Here is a 25,237-nt window from a genome sequence, read left to right on the forward strand (position 1 = left end):
AAAATACAGATTAATTATTTTATATAAATCTTTGATTTATATTTTTAATTAAAGTATTATAGATATGTCCCACATATTAATAATTCAGTATATATAATTCGTTAATGCGGGAATTAAAATGATTAATAAAGTACAGATTTTATCTGTAACACCACCAAGTAATTTAGACGCTTATATCAGAATAGCTAACTTATGGCCGATGCTATCACCCGAAGAAGAAAAAACACTAACTAAACGATTACGCTATAATAGCGATTTAGATGCCGCAAAAACTTTGATTTTATCTCATCTCCGTTTTGTAATTCATATTTCACGCAACTATTCAGGATATGGTTTACCTCAAGCTGATCTTATACAAGAAGGTAATATAGGATTAATGAAAGCAGTGCGTAGATTTAATCCAGAAATAGGAGTTCGTCTTGTCTCCTTTGCAGTACATTGGATCAAGTCTGAAATACATGAATATGTTTTGCGTAATTGGCGTATCGTTAAAGTTGCAACGACCAAATCTCAAAGAAAACTATTTTTTAATTTAAGAAAAACAAAAAAAAGATTAGGTTGGTTTAATGAAGAAGAAATTCAAATAGTTGCTAAAGAGTTAGGAGTTAGCAGTGGGGATGTAAGAGAAATGGAATCTCGCATGTCTGCTCAAGATGTTACTTTCAATCCGTTGCCAGAAGAAGATTGTGATGGTAAAACAAATATTTCTATGCAATATTTACAAGATAAAACGTCTGATTTTGCTAATGGTCTTGAAAAAGATAATTGGAAAGAACATGCTGCAAATAAACTAAGCAATGCTTTATTGAGATTAGATAAACGTAGTCGTCATATTATTTACGCACGTTGGTTAGATAAAAATAAAAAAAATACTTTACAAACTATAGCAAATAATTATGGAATTTCTGCAGAGCGTGTTCGACAATTAGAAAAAAATGCAATGAAAAAATTAAAATTAGCTATAGAAACTTAGTTTAAGATGTTGTTTTTAATATAACATAATATGATTTTATTAAAAATGTTTGTATAGAGTATGAGATTAGGTTTTTTTTATATTGAAAACTCATACTCTTTTTTAATAAAAGATACCTTTTTTTATATAAAATCAAAAATTTTATTCTACAGTTACCGATTTAGCAAGATGTCTCGGCTGATCAATGTTTTTCCCTTTTTTTAATGCAATATAATAAGCTAGTAATTGCAAGGGGATTGCATAAAAAATAGGTGCTATTAATTCTTCTACATACGGAATTTTTATGATTTTTATGTTATCTTCATGATAAAATTCTTGATCAGAAAAAACATAAATTAAACCTCCTCTAGAACATATTTCTTTAATATTTTTTTTATTTTTTTCTAATAAAGAATTTTTAGGAGCAATCATAATAACTGGTATATTTTTATCAATTAGTGCAAGTGGACCATGTTTGAGTTCTCCAGAAGGATACGCTTCAGCATGAATATAAGAAATTTCTTTTAATTTTAATGCTCCTTCCATTGCAATGGGATATTGATTTCCTCTCCCAAGAAATAGCATGTTTTTTTTGTTAGCTAGTGTATTGGCTAAATTTTTTATTAATTGATTTTTTTGTAAAATTTCTTCAATTCTCATCGGTAAAATATTTAATATTTGCACAATTTTTTTTGAGATATTATTATTTTCTTTTTTTAAGTTTGTTATATTGGCAACTAACATAAGTAAAACAGTTAATTGAGTCGTAAAGGATTTGGTTGAAGCTACTCCTATTTCTAAACCTGCTTTAGTTAATATATAGAAGTCAGATTCTTTTACTAAAGATGAACTTTCCATATTACATATAGTTAAATTTCCTAAATATCCAAATTTTTTAGAGTATCTTAATGCTAATAATGTATCAGCAGTTTCTCCTGATTGCGATAAAGTAATTAATAAACTTTTTTTTCTTACAACTAATTTTCTTGAAGAGAATTCAGATGCAATTTCAACATCGCAAGGAATATTAGCAAGTGATTCAAACCAATGTTTAGAAACCATTGCTGCATTATATGAGGTGCCACATGCAACCATTTGAATGTGTTCTGTATTATAAAATATATTATTTTCTTTTAATCCTAATTCAGAAAAATGTACTTTATTGTTTTTCAAACGATTTTTTAAAGTGTTTTGAATACATTTAGGTTGTTCGTATATTTCTTTTTCCATGTAATGACTGTATTTTCCTTTTTTTGCTGATTGATACTTTATATTAGATATAATTTCTTTTCTTTGAATTATAGAGTTATCTTTGTTAAAGATATTAATTTCCTTTTTTTTAACAATGGCAATATCTCCTTCCTCTAAGTATATAAAACGTTTTGTTACGTGCAATAATGCGATTTGATCAGAAGCTATAAAATTCTCTTTTATCCCTAATCCTATAATTAGTGGACTTCTAGAACGTGCGGCTATTAATCTTGAAGGATTATTTTTATCTATTACAACCATACTATAATTACCATCTAATTTTTTTATGCTATTTTGTATAACTGTTTTAAATGAATCTTTTTTTTTATTTTGTTCCCAATGTAACAAATGTGCAATTACTTCTGTATCAGTATCAGAAGAAAACATGTATCCTTTTTTTTGCAAAAAAAGACGTAATGTAGAATTATTTTCAATAACTCCATTGTGTACAACAATAATATTTGAAGAAACATGTGGATGTGCATTTTCTTTTGAAATTTTTCCATGAGTAGCCCATCGAGTATGAGCTACTCCAATATTACCAAATATTTTTTTTTTATTTGTTTTTTTTATAAGTTCATTGACTTTCCCAACACAACGAATTCTAATGATATTATTTTGATTATCTATTACAGCTAATCCTGAAGAATCATATCCTCGGTATTCCAGTTTTTTAATGCCATCAATGAGAAAATTGGCAATATTACGTTGTGTTACTGCAGCAACAATACCGCACATATTAATACCTTTTATTTTTTTGTTAAGATATTTTATTTTAAAAAAAATATACTTTTCAATAGATTAAAATAATTATTTTTTATGAATTTTATTAGGACGTACCCAGTTTTTTTTATATTTTTGTTCTTTAGTATTATAAACTAAACAGGGTGTGTTAACATCTTTTGTTAAAGTTGTACCTGCTGCAATAGTTGTATTATTTGCAATTTTTATAGGTGCAACTAGTTGTGTATTAGAACCGACTAAAACATTATCACCAATAATAGTTTTTAATTTATTTGAACCATCATAATTACATGTAATACTACCAGCTCCAATATTAACTTTAGAACCAATTTCAGAATTCCCAAGATAACTTAAGTGTTTTACTTTAGATTCTGTATTTATAAAACTATCTTTTATTTCAACAAAATTTCCTATATGAACATTTTTTTCCAAAAAAGTATTCGATCGTAAATGAGAAAAAGGACCGATAATACAATTTTTTCCTATTTTAGCATTTTCTATAATTGTGTAGGCTTCAATATTAGTTTTACTATCAATAATACTATTTCTAATAATACATCCAGGACCAATTTTAACATCATCACCTAAAATAACATTTTTTTCTAGAATAACTCCAGTATCTATTTCAACATTTTTACCATGTTTTAATGTTCCTCTTAGAATAAAATGAGATGGATCTTTTATTGTAACCCCGTTAATAAGCAATTGATCAATTTCTTTTTTTTGAAAAATTTTTTCTAAAATAGATAATTGTAATTTATTATTTATTCCTAATGTTTCTTTGTAATTTAAGGGTTGTACTGTTCTAATAACACTACCTTCTATAGAGGCTAAAGATATAATATCTGTGGCATAAAACTCTTTTTTATTATTTTTTTTATCAACTTTTTCTAACCATCTTTTTAAATCTTTACTCTTAGCTATAAAAATGCCTGAGTATATTTCTTTAATATTTTTTTGTTTATCAGTAGCATCTTGTTCCTCTATTATACCAATAACTTTTCGTTTTTCCCGTAAAATACGTCCATATCCATCAGGATTTTTTACTTTTGTAGTTAATAAACTAATTGTTGATTTTTTTTTAGAATGTTGTAAATTTTTTATTGATTCTAATGAAATACATGGCATATCTCCATATAAAACTAATATATTTTTATCATCTGAAATTTCTTTTATTGCTAGTAGTATAGCTTGACCTGTTCCTTGTGGTTTTTTTTGTATTATCCATTCCATTGGAATATCATGAGTTTTAGATAAAATGAATTTTTTTCGATCACTGCAAACTAATATAATTTTTTTAGGTTTTATAGATTGAGCAGTTTGTATTACATATTCTAAAATCGTTTTTCCCCCTAAAAAATGCAGTACTTTAGGATAATTAGATTTCATTCTAGTTCCTTTTCCAGCTGCAAGTATTACCACAATCATTTCTTTTTTTAACATAAACACCCTTTTTTTATTAAATAAAAATATTTTTAACCGAATAGCTTCAATTAATTATAAATTATTTTTTTTTATATTTTAAATTTTTAAATTTGAAAATGTATACTTTTTAATACATAATTTTTATATGCAAACATATGTATATATTATATTTTATTAGGATTTTTTATGTGTAAAATTATTGCAGTAGATTTAGACGGCACCTTGCTTTCTTCGGAAAACAAAATAACAACGTATACTCAAAAAATTATAAAGTTGTTAATAGAAAAAAATTTTTATTTTGTTTTTGCTTCAGGTCGTCATTATATAGATGTTATGGAAATTAGGGACAGTTTAAAAATAAATATTTTTATGATTACTTCTAATGGAGCTAAAATTTATAATTTAGATAATAAAATAATATTTAGTGATAATTTAGAAGAGGATATCGCTTCAAAACTTTGTAGAATAAAATATTTTGACACAGAAATTATTACTCAGATATATCAAAATAATCAATGGTATATAAATAATAAAAAAATAAATAATAATTTTTGTTCTGCTTTATCATCATTAGAATATCAATTTTTTCATCCAGATAATTTTATTTTTCAAAATATTAGTAAAATTTTTTTTACAAGTAAAAATTTTCAAAAATTATCAATGCTTAAAAGAAAAATCATAAATTGTTATGGAAATAAAATTCATATTAATTTTTCAGTTCCAGGTTGTCTTGAAATTGTATCAGGAACTACTTCAAAAGGTCATGGATTAAAATTAATATCTAATCTATTAGGTATTTCGTTAAATAATTGTATTGCTTTTGGAGATGGAATGAATGATCAGGATATGCTAAGTATTGCTGGAAAAGCATATATTATGAAAAATGCAGATTTACGTTTAAAAAATGCATTGCCACATGTCGAAATTATTGAAAGTAATGATAATGACGGTGTTGCAAAATGTTTAAAAAAATATTTATAGAAAACAAGAAAAATATATTGCTAATTTAATAAAAACTATTATTTTTTAAATACATTACGAATAAATTGCAAATGAGTAGAAGCGTGTAAACATATAGAATGAATAAAATCTTGTATTACTTTTTCCTTTTGTTCACCATTGCGTATAGCTGTATATAATCGTCCCCATATTCCGTTTCCTATTCTTTTTGTTACGATTAAACCTTGGCGTTCAAAATTATCTACTACCCAATGAGGTAGCGCAGCAATCCCCATTTGCGCGGATACCATTTGAATTAAAAGTAATGTATTATTCACATTTTTAAAAATAGGTATAATACCAGATGGTTGCAAAAAGTGTTTCCATATATCTAGTCTATTTCGTTGAACAGGATAAGTCATTAATATTTCAGATGCAAGATCTTCTGGTGTGATATTATGTTTTTTTAATACAAGAGGATGCTTAGGAGATAAAACTAGTCGAACTTCAAAATCGAACATTGGCACATAAAATAAATTACTTCTTGGTAATACTTCAGAAGTTAATACAATATCAAGCTTTCCTTGTTGTAGAAATGGTTGAGGACTGAAAGTCATATCAGAATAAAAATCTATTTTTACTTTTGAATATTTTTTTTGAAAAACTTCTAATGCTGGTGTTAACCATTGAATGCAACTATGACATTCAATAGCTAATCGAACAATCGCATGATGAGAATCTGCACATGATTTTATTGCTTTTTGTATTTTAGGTAGTATTTCTTCAGATAATTGAAGTAGAATTTTACCTTGTATTGTAAATATTATAGGATTACTTTTTCTGATGAATAACTTAAATCCTATTTTTTTTTCCAATTGGTTACATTGATGCGATATTGCAGATTGTGTTTGATGAAGTTGAATTGCAGCTGCACTCAATGAACCATTATTTTTTAACGCTTGTAATGTTCGAAGATGTTTTATTTCAATCATGAGATTCCTTCATATCGAGAATTAACTATTTACGCTTGCTAATTTTCTTTGATACTAGAATTATAGGATATATATTTTATATAAAGCAATTATAAATTATGTTTAAATAAAAAATTTAATTATAAAAAATAGGATATTTAAAATGACAATTTTAAATCATACTCTTGGCTTTCCAAGAATAGGATTAAATCGTGAATTAAAAAAAGCTCAAGAAAAATACTGGTCTGGTGAACTTGCACTTCAAGATCTTTTATCAGTTGGTTATGAATTGAGAAAAAAGAATTGGAAAAAACAAAAAGAATCTGGAATTGATTATATTCCAGTTGGAGACTTTGCTTGGTATGATCATGTATTAACTACAAGTATGATGTTAGGAAACATTCCAGAAAGACATAATGATCTTATTAATTCTATTGATTTAAATTGTTTATTTCGTATCGCACGAGGCTTTTCTCCAGATGTGCCAGCTTCAGAAATGACTAAATGGTTTAATACTAATTATCATTATATTGTACCTGAGTTCTATAAAAATAAAGTTTTAAAGTTTTCTTGGAAACAAATTCTAGACGAAGTAGATGAAGCATTATTACTAGGATATAAAGTTAAACCTATACTTTTAGGTCCAATTACATATCTTTGGTTAGGAAAAGTAAAAGGAGAGTATTTTGATCGTCTTGATATTTTAAAAGATATCATTCCAATATATAAATATGTTTTAAAAGAATTATCTAAACGTGGTGTTGATTTTGTTCAAATAGACGAACCTGCATTAGTTTTAGAATTGCCAAAAAAATGGAAGAATGCTTACTCTTACGTTTATAAAGAACTATTTGGTATAACAAAAATATTGCTCACAACATATTTTGGTGGTATCGAGCATAATATAGACTTTATTCATGATCTCCCTATTCAGGGAATTCATATTGATTTAGTTTTTGGAAAATATGATTTAACAAATTTTATTTCTAAAATACCATCAGAATGGATGTTATCTTTAGGGGTTATTAATGGTCGAAATATTTGGCGTTCTGATCTTGTGAAATGGTTTAAATCTATTCAATCAATTTCAAAAAATCATAAAAAAATATTAATTGGTTCATCTTGTTCTTTATTACATACTCCAATCGATTTAGAAACAGAAAAAAATTTAGATAAAGAAGTCAAACAATGGTTTTCTTTTGCCGTTCAAAAATGTATAGAGTTAAAATTATTATCTAGTGCTTTAAATAATGATAATATAGATGCGATTAAAAAATGGAGTTTGCCTATTCATGAACGTATTTTTTCTAAAAGAGTGCATAATTCTGAAATAGAAAACCGTTTATCTAATATTTCAATTGATAAATATCAACGTTTAAATTCTTACAAAATTCGATCTATAGAACAGAATAAAAAATTTAATTTACCTCTTTTACCGACAACCACCATTGGATCTTTTCCTCAAACTATTAATATAAGAAAATTACGACGTGATTTTAAATTAGGATTAATAGAAAAAGAAGAATATACAAAAGGAATTAAAAGACATATAAGAAAAGTCATAAAAATACAAGAAGAATTAGATATAGATGTTTTAGTTCATGGTGAAGCTGAAAGAAATGATATGGTAGAATATTTTGGTGAACATTTAGATGGATTTGTATTTACAGATAATGGATGGGTGCAGAGTTATGGCTCACGTTGTGTAAAACCTCCTATTATTATTGGAGATATTAGTCGTCCAAAACCAATTACTATAGAATGGTCTAAATATGCTCAATCTCTAACTAAAAAACCAGTTAAAGGAATGTTGACGGGACCAGTGACAATTTTGTTTTGGTCTTTTCCTAGAGAAGACATTTCCTTAAAAAAAATTGCAACACAAATTGCTTTAGCATTACATGACGAAGTTCTTGATCTAGAAAGAGAAAAAATAGAAATAATTCAAATTGATGAACCAGCATTACGAGAAGGTTTGCCTTTACTAAAAAGTTCTTGGCATGAATATCTATCTTGGGCAGTCAATGCATTTCGTTTAAGTGCTTCAGGTGTTAAAAACACCACGCAAATTCATACACATATGTGCTACTGTGAATTTAATGATATAATGCATTCGATTGCATTATTAGATGCTGATGTGATTACAATTGAAACAGCTCGTTCAGATATGGAATTACTGGAATCATTCAAGGAATTTAAATATCCTAATGAAGTAGGTCCAGGAGTTTATGATATTCATACTTCTAACATACCAAGCGTAAAATCTATAATTATGCTTTTAAATAAAGCAATGCAATATATTCCTTTAAAACGTATTTGGGTCAATCCAGATTGCGGTTTAAAAACAAGAAATTGGAACGAAACAATATCAGCCTTAAAAAATATGGTTGAAGCAGCAAAAAAAATAAGAGAAAAAATTAATGAAAGTCATTTTGATTAGATTGATGTATTTTTAATTTTTATGATCCTATTTAATATTAAATCATCTTTTAGAGTGTTTGAAAAAATCTAAATGATGATTTAATATTATAATTTTTTATATCTTTTAAAAATTATGAAAATTTAATGTTTAAAATGACGCTTATTAGTAAAAATCATTGTTATATTATGTTCATTTGCAGCTTTGATGATTTCTTGATCACGTATAGAACCTCCTGGTTGAATTATACAACTAATGCCAACAGAAGCAGCACTATCTATTCCATCTCTAAAAGGGAAAAAAGCATCAGAAGCCATAATTGCACCAACAACATTAAAACCTTGATCTTTTACTTTTATATTAGCCAATTTAGTTGAATAAATTCTACTCATTTGACCAGCACCTATTCCAATAGTAACTTCATTACGACCATATACGATTGCATTTGATTTTACAAATTTAGCTACTTTCCAACAGAAGATAGAGTCTTTCAGTTCCTTTTTTGTTGGAGTGCGTTTTGTAACAAAACTCCATGATTCGTAATCTATATGATAAGAATCGTATTCTTGCACTAGCAATCCATTAGTAATTTTTTTTAAATCTAGTCCTATTTTATTTCTGTTCAATTTTCCAGTTAAAAGCACTCTTATATTTTGTTTTTTTTCTAATATTTTTAATGCTAAATTGTTTATTTCAGGAGCAATAATAACTTCAACAAATTGTTTATTCATGATTGTTTGAGCTGTTTTTTCATCTAGTGTATAGTTAAAAGCAATTATGCCTCCAAATGCTGAAATAGGATCTGCATAATATGCAGATAAATATGCATCTAAAATACAATCATTGACTGCAACACCACAAGGATTACCATGTTTTACAATAGCACATGCAGGTTTACTAAATTCTTTTACACATTCTAAAGCGATATCAGAGTCTGATATATTATTGTATGACAAAGTTTTTCCTTGAATTTGATGTGCTGTACTAATAGTTCCAGATTCACATATATTTTTTTCTATATAAAAAGATGCTTTTTGATGATGATTTTCGCCATATCTTAAATCTTGTTTTTTTATAAAAGAAAAGTTCATTTCTTTAGGAAATAAACTTTTTTTATAAGAAGTATTTTTTTTGATAAAATATTGTGAAATAATTTTTTCATAAGATAACGTGTATTCAAATGCTTTAGATGCTAAAGCAAATCTTTTTTCTATATTCATAGTATTATTATTAATACTATCAATAATAGATTGAAAGTCATTGAGGTCTACTATCACTATAACATTCTTATAATTTTTTGCAGAAGCACGCACGAGTGTGGGTCCGCCTATGTCAATATTATTTATAACATTATCTATATTATTTTTTTCGATATTTTGTGTTTTTTCAAATGGGTAAAAATTTACGATAACTATATCTATTGGACAAATATTATATAATTTCATAACTTCTTGATCTTTATCTTCTCTTCTTAAAATTCCACCCATGATTTTAGGATGTAATGTTTTAATTCGTCCATCCATTATTTCAGGAAATTTTGTATAATCTGATATTTCTGTAACAAGTATATTATTTTTTTTTAAAATATAAGCAGTTCCGCCTGTTGAAAATAAATTAATTTTGTTTTTTATTAATATTTTTGCAATTTTTAAAATATTTGTTTTATCTGAAACACTAATTAAGGCATTTTTTATAAGGTTATTTGATAGCATAATATATTTTCTTATTTTAATAAAAATTTAAGTTTTTTTGTTATATAATATAAAGATATTTTTTAATATTAATGTTATTTTAAATATATAATATTTGTTTTGCGAGGGGCGCAATGCCCCTTTAAATTTTTTATAATTTATAATTATTTAATTGCATTTTTTAACGTTTTACCAGATGTAAAACTAGGAACTTTTGTAGCGGGGATATGTATTTCTTGTCCTGTTTGAGGATTGCGTCCTGTGCGGGATGATCTTAAATTAACTTTAAAAGTCCCAAATCCAACTATTTGTACAGATTCACCTTTTTTTAAAGAATCAATAATAGTTGATAGTGTTGTTTCTAAAGTCAATTTGGCTTGTATTTTAGATAAATTAGATTTTTTAGAGATAACGTTGATTAATTGAGTTTTATTCATTATTTTTCCTTTTTTATTTTAATGTAAAAGATAATAATTTATTCAGATATTATTTTTATAAATTTAGATAGAATAATTTGTATTAAAACTATATCTTTTTGTATCGTAAGTTTTTCTATATAGATTTAATATAAAAATAAAAAGTATATTTTTCATATCACATGATTTTATATTGATTAAAAATTCTTATATTTATATAAAACAATATAAAAAGACAGAAGAATTAGGGTAAAAATTATGATTGAAAAAATTTAATATATAATACATCTAAAAATTATGAAAAAGATACTATATGAAAATCATATATTTATTTTTAAAGAAACTATCTTTTTTATTTAAAAAACATTATTATTAATTTTGATACTATTTTTATTCAATTCAAATTAAATAGTTTTTTTTACAATATAATTCAATTTTTTTAATATAAATAAGTGATTAAATTTTTAAAAAAATATAGTTTTTAAAAACAAAATTCTGTTTAAAATATATGAAATACAATCAATTCTTTTGAAGAATGACAAGAATATTAGAAAAAAACTATATTAAAGAAATTATTTTTTAAAAATCATGATTGTATTTTATAAAACATTTTCATGTTTTATAATATAAAACTGTGATATTTTTACTGTGGCTGCTTTTAAGAGCAGCCATAATGTAGATATATATAAAAATTAAAGATAATTTATTTTTCTATCAGAGCAGAATTTAATAATTCTGAAAGACTAGCAGAGGCTTCTTCGGCACTAATTTGGGAACTGCTAACTGTTGAATTGTTATGTTTTTTTTGACGACGATTTAAGCGTTCTTTATGATATGCATATCCTGTTCCTGCAGGAATTAAACGTCCAACAATTACATTTTCTTTCAATCCTCTTAATTCATCTTTTTTTCCTGCGACTGCAGATTCAGTTAATACTCTTGTTGTTTCTTGAAAAGAAGCAGCAGATATAAAAGATTCTGTTGCAAGTGATGCTTTAGTGATTCCTAATAAATCTCTTGAAAAAGTAGCTTTTTTTTTCTTTTTCTTATCTAATATGCGATTTGAAATTTTTATACGAGAAAATTCAACTTGCTCACCGTCTAAAAAATCAGAATCTCCTGATCTAACTATAGTGGCTTTTCGTAACATTTGTCTGATGATTACTTCAATATGTTTATCATTAATTTTAACACCTTGTAGACGATATACTTCTTGTACTTCGTTTACGATATACCTTGTCACAGCTTGTACCCCTCTTAATCGAAGGATATCATGTGGTGATTCTGGTCCATCAGATACGACATCACCTCTTTCGACTCTTTCACCTTCAAATACGTTTAATTGTCTCCACTTTGGGATCATTTCTTCATAAGAATCACTTCCATCCACTGGTGTAATAACTAATCTTCTTTTTCCTTTAGTTTCTTTTCCAAAAGATATAATTCCACTAATTTCAGCTAAAATTGCTAGTTCTTTTGGACGTCTAGCTTCAAATAAATCTGCAACTCTTGGTAGTCCACCAGTTATATCTTTAGTTCCTCCAGATTCTTGTGGAACTCGTGCTAATGTGTCACCAGAACTGATTTGAACTCCATCATCAAGTTGAACAATTGCTTTCCCGGGTAAAAAATATTGTGCAGGCATATCTGTTCCTGAAATAAGAACATCTTTTCCATTAGAATCAACAATTTTTAATGCTGGTCTTAAATCTTTTCCAATGGACATTCTTTCTGCTGTATCTAATATCACTATAGAAGACAATCCTGTTAATTCATCTGCTTGTCTTGTAATACTTTGACCGTCAATCATATCTACGAAACGAACTAAACCATTTACTTCAGTAATAACTGGCATGGTATGTGGATCCCATTTTGCAACAGTTTCTCCAGCATTTACTTTTTCACCATTTCCTTTAGCCATAATGGCTCCATAAGGAACTTTATAGCTTTCTTTTGTTCTGCCAAAATTATCAATAATATTAAGTTCTACATTTCTTGAAGTAATAACTATTTTTCCAGTAGAATTAGTGACAGATTTTGCGTTATTAAGGTTTATAATACCTTGGTTTTTTACTTGAATACTAGATTCTGCTGCAGCTCTTGATGCTGCACCTCCAATATGGAAGGTTCTCATCGTTAGCTGTGTGCCTGGTTCTCCTATAGATTGAGCCGCAATAACTCCAATTGCTTCTCCTTTATTAACTAAATTTCCCCGGGCTAAATCCCTACCATAACAATAAGCGCAAACACCAAAATCAGTATCACAATTGACTACTGATCTTACTTTTACATTATCTATAGAATTATATTCTAAAAGATCACACCATTGCTCATTTAATAGTGTATTCCTTTTAATTAATATATTTTTGGTATTTGGAATGAAAACGTTTTCTGCGGTGACACGACCTAAAACGCGTTCACGTAATGGTTCTTTTACATCGCCTCCTTCAATTAATGGAGTCATTAAAATACCTTCATGTGTTCGACAATCATCTTGTGTTATAACTAAATCTTGTGCTACATCTACTAGACGACGTGTTAAATATCCAGAATTAGCTGTTTTTAGAGCTGTATCTGCTAATCCTTTTCGTGCACCATGAGTAGAAATAAAATATTGTAATACATTTAAACCTTCTCGAAAATTAGCTGTGATTGGTGTTTCAATAATAGAACCATCAGGTTTTGCCATTAATCCTCTCATACCAGCTAGTTGACGAATTTGTGCAGCAGAACCACGTGCTCCTGAATCAGCCATCATGAATATACTATTAAAAGATATTTGTTTTTGTATTTGACCTTTTTTGTTTGTAACAGATTCTGTAGATAAGTTTTCCATCATAGCTTTTGCTACTCGTTCATTAGCGGCTGCCCAAATGTCAATAACTTTATTATATCTTTCACCTGCTGTGACTAATCCAGATTGAAATTGTTCCTGTATCTCAGCAACTTCAATTTCTGCTTCATTGATAATATTTGCTTTTTTTTCTGGTATTACCATATCATCAATACCGACTGAGGCTCCTGATCTTGCTGCATAAGCAAAACCAGTATACATAATTTGATCAGCAAAAAAAACGGTAGGTTTAAGTCCTAAAATACGATAACAAGTATTAAGCATTTTAGAAATGTCTTTTTTTCCTAAAGTTTGATTAACAATACTAAAAGGAAGTCCTTTAGGAATAATCATCCATAAAATTGCTCGGCCTACAGTAGTAGGAATTATTTTTTTTATCGCAGTAAAACTGTTATCTTTATTTTTTTTATATTCTATTATTCTTACTTTCACTAATGCATGCAATTCAGCAATACCTAAACGATAGACTTTTTCTGCTTCATTAGAACCATCTAATAACATACCTTCTCCCTTTCCATTAATTTTTTCGCGAGTCATATAATACAGACCTAAAACGACATCTTGAGAAGGTACGATAATTGGTTCTCCATTAGCTGGCGATAAAATATTATTAGTTGACATCATTAAAGCTCTAGCTTCTAACTGTGATTCTAGAGTTAATGGAACATGGACTGCCATTTGATCTCCATCAAAATCAGCATTGTAAGCCGCACATACTAATGGATGAAGTTGAATTGCTTTTCCTTCTATAAGAACAGGTTCAAATGCTTGTATGCCTAATCTATGTAAAGTAGGTGCACGATTTAAAAGAACTGGATGTTCACGAATTACTTCATCTAAAATATCCCATACTACCGCTTCTTCTCTTTCTACCATTTTTTTTGCTGCTTTAATAGTAGTTGCTAGACCGCGAACTTCTAATTTTCCATATATGAATGGTTTAAAAAGTTCTAATGCCATTTTTTTTGGCAAACCACATTGATGCAAATGAAGATAAGGACCTACAGTAATCACTGAACGACCAGAATAATCTACTCGTTTTCCAAGAAGATTTTGTCGAAATCGTCCTTGTTTTCCTTTAATCATATCTGCCAATGACTTCAGAGGTCTTTTATTTGATCCAGTAATAGCTCTCCCTCTTCTACCATTATCTAATAAAGCATCTACTGCTTCTTGCAACATTCTTTTCTCATTACGTACAATTATGTCAGGAGCTGCTAAATCTAATAAACGTTTAAGACGATTATTTCTATTAATTACCCGACGATATAAATCATTTAAATCTGATGTTGCAAATCTGCCTCCATCTAATGGTACTAATGGTCTTAAATCAGGTGGTAATACTGGTAATACATTGAGAATCATCCACTCAGGTTTGTTATGAGATTGAATGAAAGATTCTAATAATTTAATTCGTTTTGTTAGTTTTTTTCTTTTTGTTTCAGAGTTGGTTTCATTTAATTCTATTCTTAATGTATTACATTCTTGTACTAAATTAATATCTTTTAAAAGAAATTGAATAGCTTCTGCTCCCATTGTAGCGTGGAATTCATCTCCAAATTCTTCTAATGAATCTAGATACTGTTCTTCAGTTAAAATTTGACGTTTTTCAAGATTAGTCATTCCTGTTTCTACAACAACATAAGATTCAAAATATAATACTCTTTCAATATCTCTTAAAGGCATATCTAACAACAAACCTATTCGTGATGGTAAAGATTTTAAAAACCAAATATGAGCTGTAGGTGAAGAAAGTTCTATATGACCCATTCGTTCGCGTCGAACTTTGCTTTGTGTTACTTCAACACCACATTTTTCACAAATTACACCTCGATGTTTTAATCTTTTATATTTACCACATAAACATTCATAATCTTTTACTGGACCAAAAATACGGGCACAAAATAACCCATCTCGTTCAGGCTTAAATGTACGATAATTAATAGTTTCAGGTTTTTTAACCTCGCCAAATGACCAAGATCTAATCATATCAGGTGAAGCTAAAGAGATTTTAATAGCATCAAAATCTTCATTTTTAGTTTGGGATTTTAGAAATTTTAGTAAATCTTTCACATATTAGCTCTCGTTGGAGTAAAATTTTTAGGATAATAAATATATAAATATTTTTTATTCACTTTCTAATTCAATATTAATACCTAATGATCGAATTTCTTTTAAAAGTACATTAAAAGATTCTGGCATTCCAGGTTCCATTTGATGATTCCCATCTACAATATTTTTATACATTTTAGTTCTTCCGTTGACATCATCAGATTTGACAGTTAACATCTCTTGTAGTGTATAAGAAGCTCCATACGCTTCTAGTGCCCAAACTTCCATTTCACCGAAACGTTGTCCACCAAATTGAGCTTTTCCACCTAGTGGTTGTTGAGTTACTAAACTGTAAGAACCAGTAGAACGAGCATGCATTTTGTCATCTACTAAATGATTTAATTTCAACATGTACATATAACCAACTGTAACAGGTCTTTCAAATTTTTCTCCTGTCCTTCCGTCAAAAAGTGTAATTTGTCCAGAAGTAGGTAAACCTGCAAATTTCAACATTTTTTTTATTTCATTTTCTTGGGCCCCATCAAATACAGGTGTAGCAATAGGAATGCCGTTTTTTAAGTTTTTTGCTAAACATAATATTTCTTCGTTTGAAAATTTATCTAAGTCTATTTTTTGACGCAAGTTATCTCCTAAGTTAAAAGCTTTTTGGATAAATTTTCGTAAATTAGATATTTTTTCTTGTGTTTTAAGCATGTAATTTATTTTATCACCAATACCTTTTGCTGCCATTCCTAAATGAGTCTCTAATATTTGTCCAATATTCATACGTGAGGGAACACCTAATGGGTTTAAAACAATATCAACTGGTATACCATTTTCATCATAAGGCATATCTTCAATAGGATTGATTTTAGAAATTACTCCTTTATTACCATGTCTTCCTGCCATTTTATCACCAGGTTGAATTTGACGTTTAACTGCTAAATATACTTTAACTATTTTCAAAACACCTGGAGCAAGATCGTCTCCTTGTGTAATTTTTCGACGTTTTATTTCAATTTTTTTATTAAATTCTTCTTTTAATTCATTATGTTGTTTCGCAAGTTTTTCTATTTCTTTTTTTTTGTCTTTTTCTTTAATATCTATAGAAAACCATTTTTCAAAAGGTAGTGTATTAAGTTTCTCTATTTCAATATTAAAAGATATAAAAGTTTTTTTGATATGAGTAAATAAACTAGATTCAAATATTTTAAATTCTTCGGTAAGATCTTTTTTAATTTTTTTAAGTTGCATGTCTTCGATTTCTAAAGCTCTTTTGTCCTTTTTTACACCATCTCTTGTAAATATTTGAACATCTATTACAGTTCCTGATACTCCATTAGGAACTCTTAATGAAGAATCTTTTACATCTGATGCTTTTTCACCAAAAATAGCACGTAATAATTTTTCTTCTGGTGTTAATTGCGTTTCTCCTTTTGGAGTTACTTTTCCAACTAGTATGTCACCCCCAGTTACTTCTGCTCCAATATAAACAATTCCAGATTCATCTAATTTAGATAATGCAGCTTCACCTACATTAGGTATGTCTGAACTGATTTCTTCTGCACCTAATTTGGTGTCTCGTGATATGCACGATAGTTCTTGAATATGAATTGTAGTAAATCGGTCTTCTTGAACAACTCTTTCCGAGACAAGAATTGAATCTTCAAAATTGTATCCATTCCAAGGCATAAATGCTACGCGCATATTTTGTCCTAATGCAAGCTCTCCTAAATCAGTAGATGGTCCATCTGCTAGAACATCACCTTTTTTAATTTTTTCACCTAAATTTACACATGGTTGTTGATTGATACAAGTATTTTGATTGGATCGAGTATATTTAGTTAAATTATAGATATCTATGCCAGCTTCTCCTGAATACATTTCTTGTTCATCTACTTTAATTACTATACGAGAAGCATCTACATATTGAATAAAACCACTTCTTTTAGCTACTGCCGTAACACCAGAATCTACTGCTACTGCTCGTTCCATTCCAGTTCCAACTAAGGGTTTGTCTGCTTTAAGAGTAGGTACTGCTTGACGTTGCATATTAGCACCCATTAATGCTCTATTTGCATCATCATGTTCAAGAAAAGGAATCAAAGACGCACCAACAGATACAATTTGTTGTGTCGAAACATCCATATAATTAACTTGATTACGGTTAAATAAGCTAGATTCACCTTTATGTCGACAAGTTACTAAGTCATCAGTAAAAAAACCAGTTTTATCAATATTAGTATTAGCTTGAGCGATAATATAATTACCTTCTTCTATAGCAGATAAGTAATTAATTTCTTCAGTAACTAAGCCTTTTCGAACTTTTCGATAAGGTGTTTCTAAAAAACCATATGAGTTTGTTTGAGCATATACAGATAAAGAGTTAATTAATCCAATATTTGGACCTTCTGGTGTTTCTATAGGACACACACGTCCGTAGTGAGTTGGATGGACGTCTCTAACTTCAAAACCTGCTCTTTCTCTAGTTAGACCTCCTAAACCTAATGCTGAAATTCGTCTTTTATGCGTGATTTCTGATAAAGGATTATTTTGATCCATGAATTGTGATAATTGACTCGAACCAAAAAATTCTTTAACAGCAGCTGATATTGGTTTAGGATTAATCATATCTTGTGGCATAATAGTATCTAAGTCACCAATAGATAATCTTTCTTTAACCGCTCTTTCTACTCTTACCAAACCGATTCTGAATTGATTCTCAGCCATTTCACCAACAGATCTAACACGTCGATTTCCTAAATGATCAATATCATCTACTTCTCCTTTCCCATTACGGATATCGATAATTTTTTTTATCACATCAATAATATCTTCTTTATCTAAAGTACCTGAACCTTCAATTTCTTCACGTAGAAGAGATCTATTAAATTTCATTCTACCAACAGAAGAAAGATCATATCTATCTTCAGAAAAAAATAAATTTTCAAATAAATTTTCTGTAGCTTCTTTAGTAGGAGGCTCTCCGGGTCTCATAACTCGGTAAATTTCTATTAAAGCACTCATTCGATCATTAGCCGAATCTATTCGCAATGTTTCTGATATATATGGACCATGATCCAAATCATTAGTAAATAGTGTTTCGATAGAATAAAAACCTGATTTTTTTAATTTTTCTAATATTTCTAAAGATAATTCTGTATTAGAAAATACAATTGTTTCACCTGTTTTTTCATCTATATAGTTTTTAGATATAATTCTTCCTAAAATATATTCAACAGGAACTGTAATAGATTTTATTTTATGATTTTTTAATTCTTGAATATGTCTAGCTGTGATACGACGTCCTTTTTCGACATATATTTTCCCATTTTTTTTAATATTAAACGATGCAGTTTCGCCACGAAGTCTTTCCGGAACTAATTCTAATACAATCTTATCGTTTTTTATTTTAAAAATATTTTTTTTAAAAAAGATATTTAATATTTCTTCTGTATTATAATTAAGAGCACGTAAAATAATACTCACTGGTAGTTTTCTACGTCTATCAATTCTGACAAACAAATTATCTTTTGGATCGAATTCAAAATCTAACCAAGATCCTCTATAAGGAATAATTCGAGCATTATAGAGAACCTTTCCTGAAGAGTGAGTTTTACCTTTATCACTATCAAAAAAAACTCCAGGACTACGATGCAACTGAGAAACAACTACTCTTTCTGTTCCGTTTATTATGAATGTTCCATTATTTGTCATTAAAGGAATTTCACCCATATAAACTTCTTGTTCTTTGATATCTTTAACAGTAGCTTCCAATATGTCACGTTCATAGATGACCAGGCGTAATCTTACTCTTAAAGGTGCTGAATAAGTAGCACCTCTTGTTTGACATTCTTTTACGTCAAATATTGTTTCTCCTAAACGGTAACTTACATATTGAAGTTCAGAATTTCCATTGTAACCGCGAATAGGAAATACAGAACGAAATGCTGCCTCTAATCCGTGTTGACCTTCTAAATCTGGTTTAATAAATTTTTTAAAAGAATCTAATTGAATCGAAAGAAGATATGGTATATCTAAAACTTTAGGACGTTTGCCAAAATCTTTACGAATACGTTTTTTTTCAGTATAAGAGTAAACCATGGGGTTCCTAAGCTCGTTGACAGATAAGTTGAAAATTCATTTATCTTTTTCTCTGAAGGGGAGATATTGTTAATATTTTTTAAGAATTTTAATTGTATTTTGTAATTCTTTTATTAAATATTTTTAGAAAATAATTTGAATTTTTTGATCAAAAAGGCTGGTGAATTAAAACCACCAGCCGTACTTAAAAATTGATTAAATTGTAAAATTTAACATTTTTATTTGATTTCGATTTCAGCACCAACATTTTCTAGTGTTTTTTTCAATGTTTCTGCATCTTCCTTACTAATATTTTCTTTTAAAACTGTTGGAGCAGATTCTACTAAATCTTTAGCTTCTTTTAATCCTAAACCAGTTGCACTGCGTACAGTTTTAATTACTGACACTTTGTTTGGTCCAATAACTTTTAAAAAAATGTCAAATTCTGTTTTTTCTTCATGTGAATCTTTTTCATTATGATTATTGCTATTCATGGTCATATTGGCAGATACTCCAAATTTTTCTTCCATGGCTGCAATAAGATCTACAACATTCATAACTGACATTTCTGATACAGCTTCTAAGATTTGTTCTTTAGTAATAGACATAACAATAATTCCTAATAACAATTAGAATTATTTTAGATGTTATTAATACATCAAAAATAATAACCCTTAAGAGGTTTCTTTTTTTTGTTTTATAGCAGATAATGTATAAATAAGTTTGCCAGCAACTAACATCTTCAGTGTTAATAGAAGTTTGATTATTGCTTCTTTATAAGTAGGCATATCTGCAAGTTGATTAATTTCTAAAGTAGAGAGTAATTTCCCTTCAAATGCTGCTCCTGTAATTTTAAATTGCGTATTTTTTTTTGAAAATTCTTTAAATAATCTAGCACCGCTACCTGGATGTATCATAGAATAAGCGATAAAAGTAGAACCTTTTAATTTTTTTTTTAAACATTCGAAAACAGTATTTTTAATTGCTAAAGATAAAAGAGTATTTTGAACAACACTCATTTTTACTCCGATTTCACGTCCAGATTTTCTTAATTTATTGATTTGATTTACGCTAACGCCTTGAGAATCTGCAGTAACGGCTGATAATGCTGTATTAGACACTTTATTAATTTTAGAGACGATTATTTTCTTTTTCTGAAGATTTAATGCCATTTATCAGATTCTCCTCATTAATCTAGAGAGAAAAAATGTGAATTGATTTTAAATAAAAATACAAGATTTTTGAGAATATATTTTTATTTTTTCACTCTATGACTATAAAAAAAAATTATTAAATAATAAATTTTTATTGTTAGAATCAGATTTTTTTTAGGTATTTTAACTAAAAAAATTTTAGATGCTGATTAGAAAAAGGGATATCATTATAAATAATTTTTTTTATAGCGTAAAGTCGAAACCATTTTATTAAAGAGATAAAGTAGATTGATCAATCATTAATCCCATACCCATAGTTGTTGATAAAACTATTTTTTTTATGTATATTCCTTTTGACTGCGGTGGTTTTGCTTTTTTTATAGACTCTAAAAACACATTGAAATTTTCTTTTATTTGGTCTTTATCAAAGTTAATTCGACCAATTGTAGCATGAATAATTCCATTTTTGTCATTTCGATAGCGTACTTGTCCTGTTTTTGCGTTTTTAATTGCTTCAGCGATATTTGTAGTTATTGTACCTAATTTAGGATTGGGCATTAAATTACGAGGTCCAAGTATTTGTCCTAACTGTGTTACTACTTTCATTGCATCAGGAGAAGCGATCACTACATCGAAATTAATACCTTCTTTTTTTATTTTTTCAGCAAGATCTTCCATTCCCACTAATTCTGCACCGGCATTTTTAGCTATTTCAATATTATGACCCTGTGTAAACACTGCTACTCGTATAGAACGTCCTATACCATTTGGTAATACAGTTGAACCTCGAATATTTTGATCTGATTTTTTAGAATTTATTCCTAAATTAATAGCAATATCAATACTTTCATTAAATTTTACTTTAGATGATTTTTTTAATAAACTGATCAGTTCGTCAATATGATATAATTTCTCAAAATTAATATTATTTTTAATATTTTTCATACGTTTAGTAATTTTACTCATTATTATCCCTCAATGATTAGACCCATAGATTTAGCAGTGCCTTCAATAGATCGCATCATATTTTCAATATTAGCACCAGTCATGTCATTTTTTTTAATTATTGCTATTTCTTTTATTTGTGAACGATTAATTTTTCCTATTTGTTCTGATTTGGTTTTACTAGAACCTTTTTTGATCCCAGATAATTTTTTCAATAAAATAGAAGCAGGAGGTGTTTTTGTAATAAAAGTAAATGAACGATCAGAATAAACTGTAATGATTACTGGTATTGGAAGTCCTTTTTCTATATTTTCTGTTTTTTTATTAAACAATTTACAGAATTCCATAATATTAACACCTTTTTGACCTAAAGCGGGTCCAATTGGCGGGCTAGGGTTAGCCGTCCCAGCTGAAACTTGGAGTTTAATATAGGATTGTATTTTTTTAGCCATTTTTTTCTCTTTTATTTGAAATTTTTATTAAAGTTTGTTTTTAATTTTTTTCTACTTGCCTGAAATCTAGTTCTACTGGAGTAGATCTTCCAAAAATAGAAACAGAAACTTTCAATCTACTTTTTTCGTAATCTACTTCTTCTACAACTCCATTAAAATCTGCAAAAGGACCATCATTAACACGAATCATTTCTCCTGGTTCAAATAAAGTTTTAGGCCGTGGTTTATCACCGATTTTGCGCAGTCTATTAATAATAATTTCTACTTCTTTATCACTAATAGGTGAAGGTTTATCTGATTTTCCACCAATAAATCCTAAAACTCTGGGAACATTTCTAATTAAATGCCAGGTTGAATCTGTCATTATCATTTGAATTAAAACATATCCGGGAAAGAATTTATATTCGCTTTTTCTACGTTGTCCACCTCTTATTTCAACAACTTCTTGAGATGGAACCATTACTTCTCCGAACAAGTCTTCCATCTCATTTAATTTCACATGTTCTCGTATTGACTGTGCTACACGACTCTCGAATCCAGAAAAAGCTTGTAATACATACCATCTTTTTTTTTGACTCTCATGCATTTTTAGAACCTTAAACTAATAATAAATGCTATTAAACGGAATATTATATTATCTACACTCCATAAAAGAAGAGACATGATAATTGTTATAGAAATAACAATTAATGTAGTATATAAAGTCTCTTTATATTTGGGCCATATTATTTTTTGCATCTCTTTTTTCGACATAATTATATATGATAATATATATTTTCCTTTTTTTGTGCATATCAAAGCTCCTGTTGCACAAAGAACCAAAAAAGATATAATAAATACATTAATAAATAATTGTGTTTTATAAAAATAATAATTAACGAAAAAAACTAGTATAAAAAATGCAGAAATAGATAACCATTTTATTTTTTCTAAGTTTTTAGGCTTATTGCGATCATAGTTATTTTTATTCATAGTTTCTCCTAAAATTATAAAATAATATAGAAAAAATATGTTGATATATTAAACATCTTATTCTTTTTTAATTTATAAAAATTATTTTTTACATAAAGATTTTTTCGTTATTTTTCTAAATTAAAAACTCTCAAAGTGAACTATTTATTTTTAAAATAGATCGATTTTTTATGAAGTAAAAATAGAAATTTTAAAATATAAAATATTTTAAAAATAAAGTATGGGTGAGATTTATGGTAAATGATTTGAAAATATTTTTTTAAAAATGAAATAGAATATTATATTAAAAAATTTTTAGTTATGCTGATACCCAGGATTGAACTGGGGACCTCACCCTTACCAAGGGTGTGCTCTACCTACTGAGCCATATCAGCATTTTTATTTTTTAGCGGACAGCGGGAATTGAACCCGCGTCATCAGCTTGGAAGGCTGAGGTAATAGCCATTATACGATGTCCGCATTTTATAGGATTTAGATACTTTAATTGGTGGGAGAAGGATTCGAACCTTCGAAGTCTGTGACGGCAGATTTACAGTCTGCTCCCTTTGGCCGCTCGGGAATCCCACCTCAAAATAGTTTTTATGCCGGCTACCGGAATTGAACTGGTGACCTACTGATTACAAGTCAGTTGCTCTGCCTGCTGAGCTAAGCCGGCTATTTTTTATAAAAATTATAAGAAGCATTAAAAATTTAATTTTAAATAAATTATATTATATAATTTTTCATTAGTATTGCAAGTTTTTTTATCAAAAATAATCTCGTTATAAAAAAGTATGATTTTTTTATTTAAATTTAGATAGTTTTTAAAATATTTTTAATTTAAAAATATCTGATGATTTTATTTTTCCTTTTGGTCCGATAAAGTCTATTTCTGGTTCTAATAATATATTAAATTTTTTAAAAATACATGCATGTATTATTTTTGCTAGTTTTATAATTTCTTTAGAAGTGGCATTTTTTTTATTAATTAATATAAGTCTTTGTCTTTTATGGATAGTAGCATCACCAATTTGAATATTTTTAAATTGATAATGTTCAATTAGCCAGCCACCAGAAATTTTTACTAAACCATTTTTTTGAGGATAATTCGGTATGTTATATAAGTTTATGAGTTTTTGTGCTTGTTCTTTTTTAATAATAGGATTTTTAAAGAAACTACCAGCATTACCAATTTTTTTTGGATTAGGTAGTTTTTTTGTACGTATTGTACATATTATATTAAATATTTTATGTGCAGTTATATCTTTTGGTTTGATATAATTTTCTAATGAAGAAAAAATAGTTGGATTCCATGTTTTAGATAATTTAATACCAACTCCAATAATAGCATTTTCATAGTTATATTGATTTTTAAAAATACTATTTCGATAAGAAAATTTACAAAATTTTTTATTAATTCTTGTGGTTATATTGTTTTTTAAAGATAATACGTCGACATACTCACATATATCTTTAAATTCTAAACCATATGCACCAATATTTTGAATTGCTGCAGAACCTATACAACCAGGAATTAATGCTAAATTTTCTAATCCAAAAATACCTAAATTTAAAGTAAATTTTACTAAATCATGCAGTTTTTCACCTGAAAAAACATATAATAACCAAGAATTTTTTTTTTCTACTATTTTTATACCTTTAATTCGATTAATAATCACTATTCCTCTATAGTTTTCTAAAAATAATACGTTGCTGCCTTCTCCTAGAATTATATAAGGAATATTAGATACTTTGCAGATTTTTGATATATTAATTAATGATTTGATTGTTTTTACAAAAATAATTTTTTTTGCTGTTACATCTACTGCAAATGTGTTTAAATCTTTTAATGATTGATTAAAAAAAACTTTTTTTTTATACATAGAATATGAAATAAATAAAATTGTTCATTATATTTTATAATAACAAATATATATT

General features: G+C 27.8%; 17 protein-coding genes and 4 tRNA genes. 3 read left to right on the forward strand and 18 right to left on the reverse strand.

Annotation, left to right across the window (positions count from 1 at the left end; translation table 11 throughout):
• Positions 1–118 precede the first annotated feature (118 nt).
• Positions 119–973 (forward strand): RNA polymerase sigma factor RpoH, encoded by an 855-nt coding sequence (gene rpoH, locus BAKON_RS00135; RefSeq protein ID WP_014499198.1) that lies wholly within the window; start codon positions 119–121, stop codon positions 971–973.
• A 141-nt stretch (positions 974–1,114) separates the two neighbouring features.
• Here the strand turns inward: rpoH and glmS are convergent, their stop codons facing one another.
• Both glmS and glmU read right to left on the reverse strand, forming a co-directional pair.
• Entirely contained in the window at positions 1,115–2,941 is a 1,827-nt protein-coding gene (gene glmS / locus BAKON_RS00140) for a glutamine--fructose-6-phosphate transaminase (isomerizing) (RefSeq protein ID WP_014499199.1), read from the reverse strand.
• A gap of 72 nt (positions 2,942–3,013) precedes the next feature.
• Positions 3,014–4,390, reverse strand: coding sequence for a bifunctional UDP-N-acetylglucosamine diphosphorylase/glucosamine-1-phosphate N-acetyltransferase GlmU (gene glmU / locus BAKON_RS00145; RefSeq protein ID WP_014499200.1), 1,377 nt, complete (start codon positions 4,388–4,390; stop codon positions 3,014–3,016).
• Positions 4,391–4,558: 168 nt separating this feature from the next.
• Between glmU and BAKON_RS00150 the strand changes: the two genes are divergently transcribed.
• Positions 4,559–5,353 (forward strand): Cof-type HAD-IIB family hydrolase, encoded by a 795-nt coding sequence (locus BAKON_RS00150; protein WP_014499201.1) that lies wholly within the window; start codon positions 4,559–4,561, stop codon positions 5,351–5,353.
• A gap of 38 nt (positions 5,354–5,391) precedes the next feature.
• Here the strand turns inward: BAKON_RS00150 and metR are convergent, their stop codons facing one another.
• The gene (gene metR, locus BAKON_RS00155; protein WP_014499202.1) at positions 5,392–6,303 is read right to left on the reverse strand and encodes an HTH-type transcriptional regulator MetR; all 912 of its coding nucleotides are present in this window, start codon (positions 6,301–6,303) and stop codon (positions 5,392–5,394) included.
• Between the two features lie 142 nt (positions 6,304–6,445).
• On the opposite strand from metR, the gene metE reads away from it, so the two are divergent.
• Positions 6,446–8,722: a 5-methyltetrahydropteroyltriglutamate--homocysteine S-methyltransferase gene (gene metE, locus BAKON_RS00160; RefSeq protein WP_014499203.1), complete on the forward strand. Its 2,277-nt coding sequence runs from the start codon at positions 6,446–6,448 to the stop codon at positions 8,720–8,722.
• 122 nt (positions 8,723–8,844) lie between these two features.
• Here the strand turns inward: metE and purH are convergent, their stop codons facing one another.
• The 15 genes from purH to murB form a co-directional block, all read right to left on the reverse strand.
• Positions 8,845–10,413 (reverse strand): bifunctional phosphoribosylaminoimidazolecarboxamide formyltransferase/IMP cyclohydrolase, encoded by a 1,569-nt coding sequence (purH, locus tag BAKON_RS00165; protein ID WP_014499204.1) that lies wholly within the window; start codon positions 10,411–10,413, stop codon positions 8,845–8,847.
• A 143-nt stretch (positions 10,414–10,556) separates the two neighbouring features.
• Positions 10,557–10,829, reverse strand: a complete 273-nt coding sequence (locus tag BAKON_RS00170; RefSeq protein ID WP_014499205.1) for an HU family DNA-binding protein — start codon at positions 10,827–10,829, stop codon at positions 10,557–10,559.
• 682 nt (positions 10,830–11,511) lie between these two features.
• Positions 11,512–15,735, reverse strand: coding sequence for a DNA-directed RNA polymerase subunit beta' (gene rpoC / locus BAKON_RS00175; RefSeq protein WP_014499206.1), 4,224 nt, complete (start codon positions 15,733–15,735; stop codon positions 11,512–11,514).
• Positions 15,736–15,789: 54 nt separating this feature from the next.
• Positions 15,790–19,818, reverse strand: a complete 4,029-nt coding sequence (gene rpoB, locus BAKON_RS00180) for a DNA-directed RNA polymerase subunit beta (RefSeq protein WP_014499207.1) — start codon at positions 19,816–19,818, stop codon at positions 15,790–15,792.
• 218 nt (positions 19,819–20,036) lie between these two features.
• On the reverse strand, positions 20,037–20,405 hold the full coding sequence (gene rplL / locus BAKON_RS00185; protein ID WP_014499208.1) for a 50S ribosomal protein L7/L12: 369 nt from the start codon (positions 20,403–20,405) through the stop codon (positions 20,037–20,039).
• Positions 20,406–20,471: 66 nt separating this feature from the next.
• Positions 20,472–20,969 (reverse strand): 50S ribosomal protein L10, encoded by a 498-nt coding sequence (gene rplJ / locus BAKON_RS00190; protein WP_014499209.1) that lies wholly within the window; start codon positions 20,967–20,969, stop codon positions 20,472–20,474.
• Between the two features lie 252 nt (positions 20,970–21,221).
• Positions 21,222–21,917 carry a 50S ribosomal protein L1 gene (gene rplA / locus BAKON_RS00195; RefSeq protein WP_014499210.1) on the reverse strand — a complete coding sequence of 232 codons (696 nt, stop codon included), beginning with the start codon at positions 21,915–21,917 and terminating at the stop codon, positions 21,222–21,224.
• A gap of 2 nt (positions 21,918–21,919) precedes the next feature.
• Positions 21,920–22,348: a 50S ribosomal protein L11 gene (gene rplK / locus BAKON_RS00200; RefSeq protein WP_014499211.1), complete on the reverse strand. Its 429-nt coding sequence runs from the start codon at positions 22,346–22,348 to the stop codon at positions 21,920–21,922.
• 40 nt (positions 22,349–22,388) lie between these two features.
• A complete protein-coding gene (gene nusG / locus BAKON_RS00205) occupies positions 22,389–22,934 on the reverse strand; it encodes a transcription termination/antitermination protein NusG (protein WP_014499212.1) in 546 nt (181 codons plus the stop codon).
• A 2-nt stretch (positions 22,935–22,936) separates the two neighbouring features.
• On the reverse strand, positions 22,937–23,320 hold the full coding sequence (secE, locus tag BAKON_RS00210) for a preprotein translocase subunit SecE (protein ID WP_014499213.1): 384 nt from the start codon (positions 23,318–23,320) through the stop codon (positions 22,937–22,939).
• 301 nt (positions 23,321–23,621) lie between these two features.
• Positions 23,622–23,694: transfer RNA gene (locus BAKON_RS00215), tRNA-Thr, on the reverse strand.
• Positions 23,695–23,707: 13 nt separating this feature from the next.
• Positions 23,708–23,779, reverse strand: a tRNA-Gly gene (locus tag BAKON_RS00220).
• 26 nt (positions 23,780–23,805) lie between these two features.
• Positions 23,806–23,887 (reverse strand) — tRNA-Tyr (locus BAKON_RS00225).
• 15 nt (positions 23,888–23,902) lie between these two features.
• Positions 23,903–23,975 (reverse strand) — tRNA-Thr (locus BAKON_RS00230).
• A gap of 148 nt (positions 23,976–24,123) precedes the next feature.
• Entirely contained in the window at positions 24,124–25,182 is a 1,059-nt protein-coding gene (gene murB / locus BAKON_RS00235) for a UDP-N-acetylmuramate dehydrogenase (RefSeq protein ID WP_014499214.1), read from the reverse strand.
• Between the last annotated feature and the right edge of the window lie 55 nt (positions 25,183–25,237).

Source organism: Buchnera aphidicola str. Ak (Acyrthosiphon kondoi) (genome assembly GCF_000225445.1).
GTDB lineage: Bacteria > Pseudomonadota > Gammaproteobacteria > Enterobacterales > Enterobacteriaceae > Buchnera > Buchnera aphidicola_A.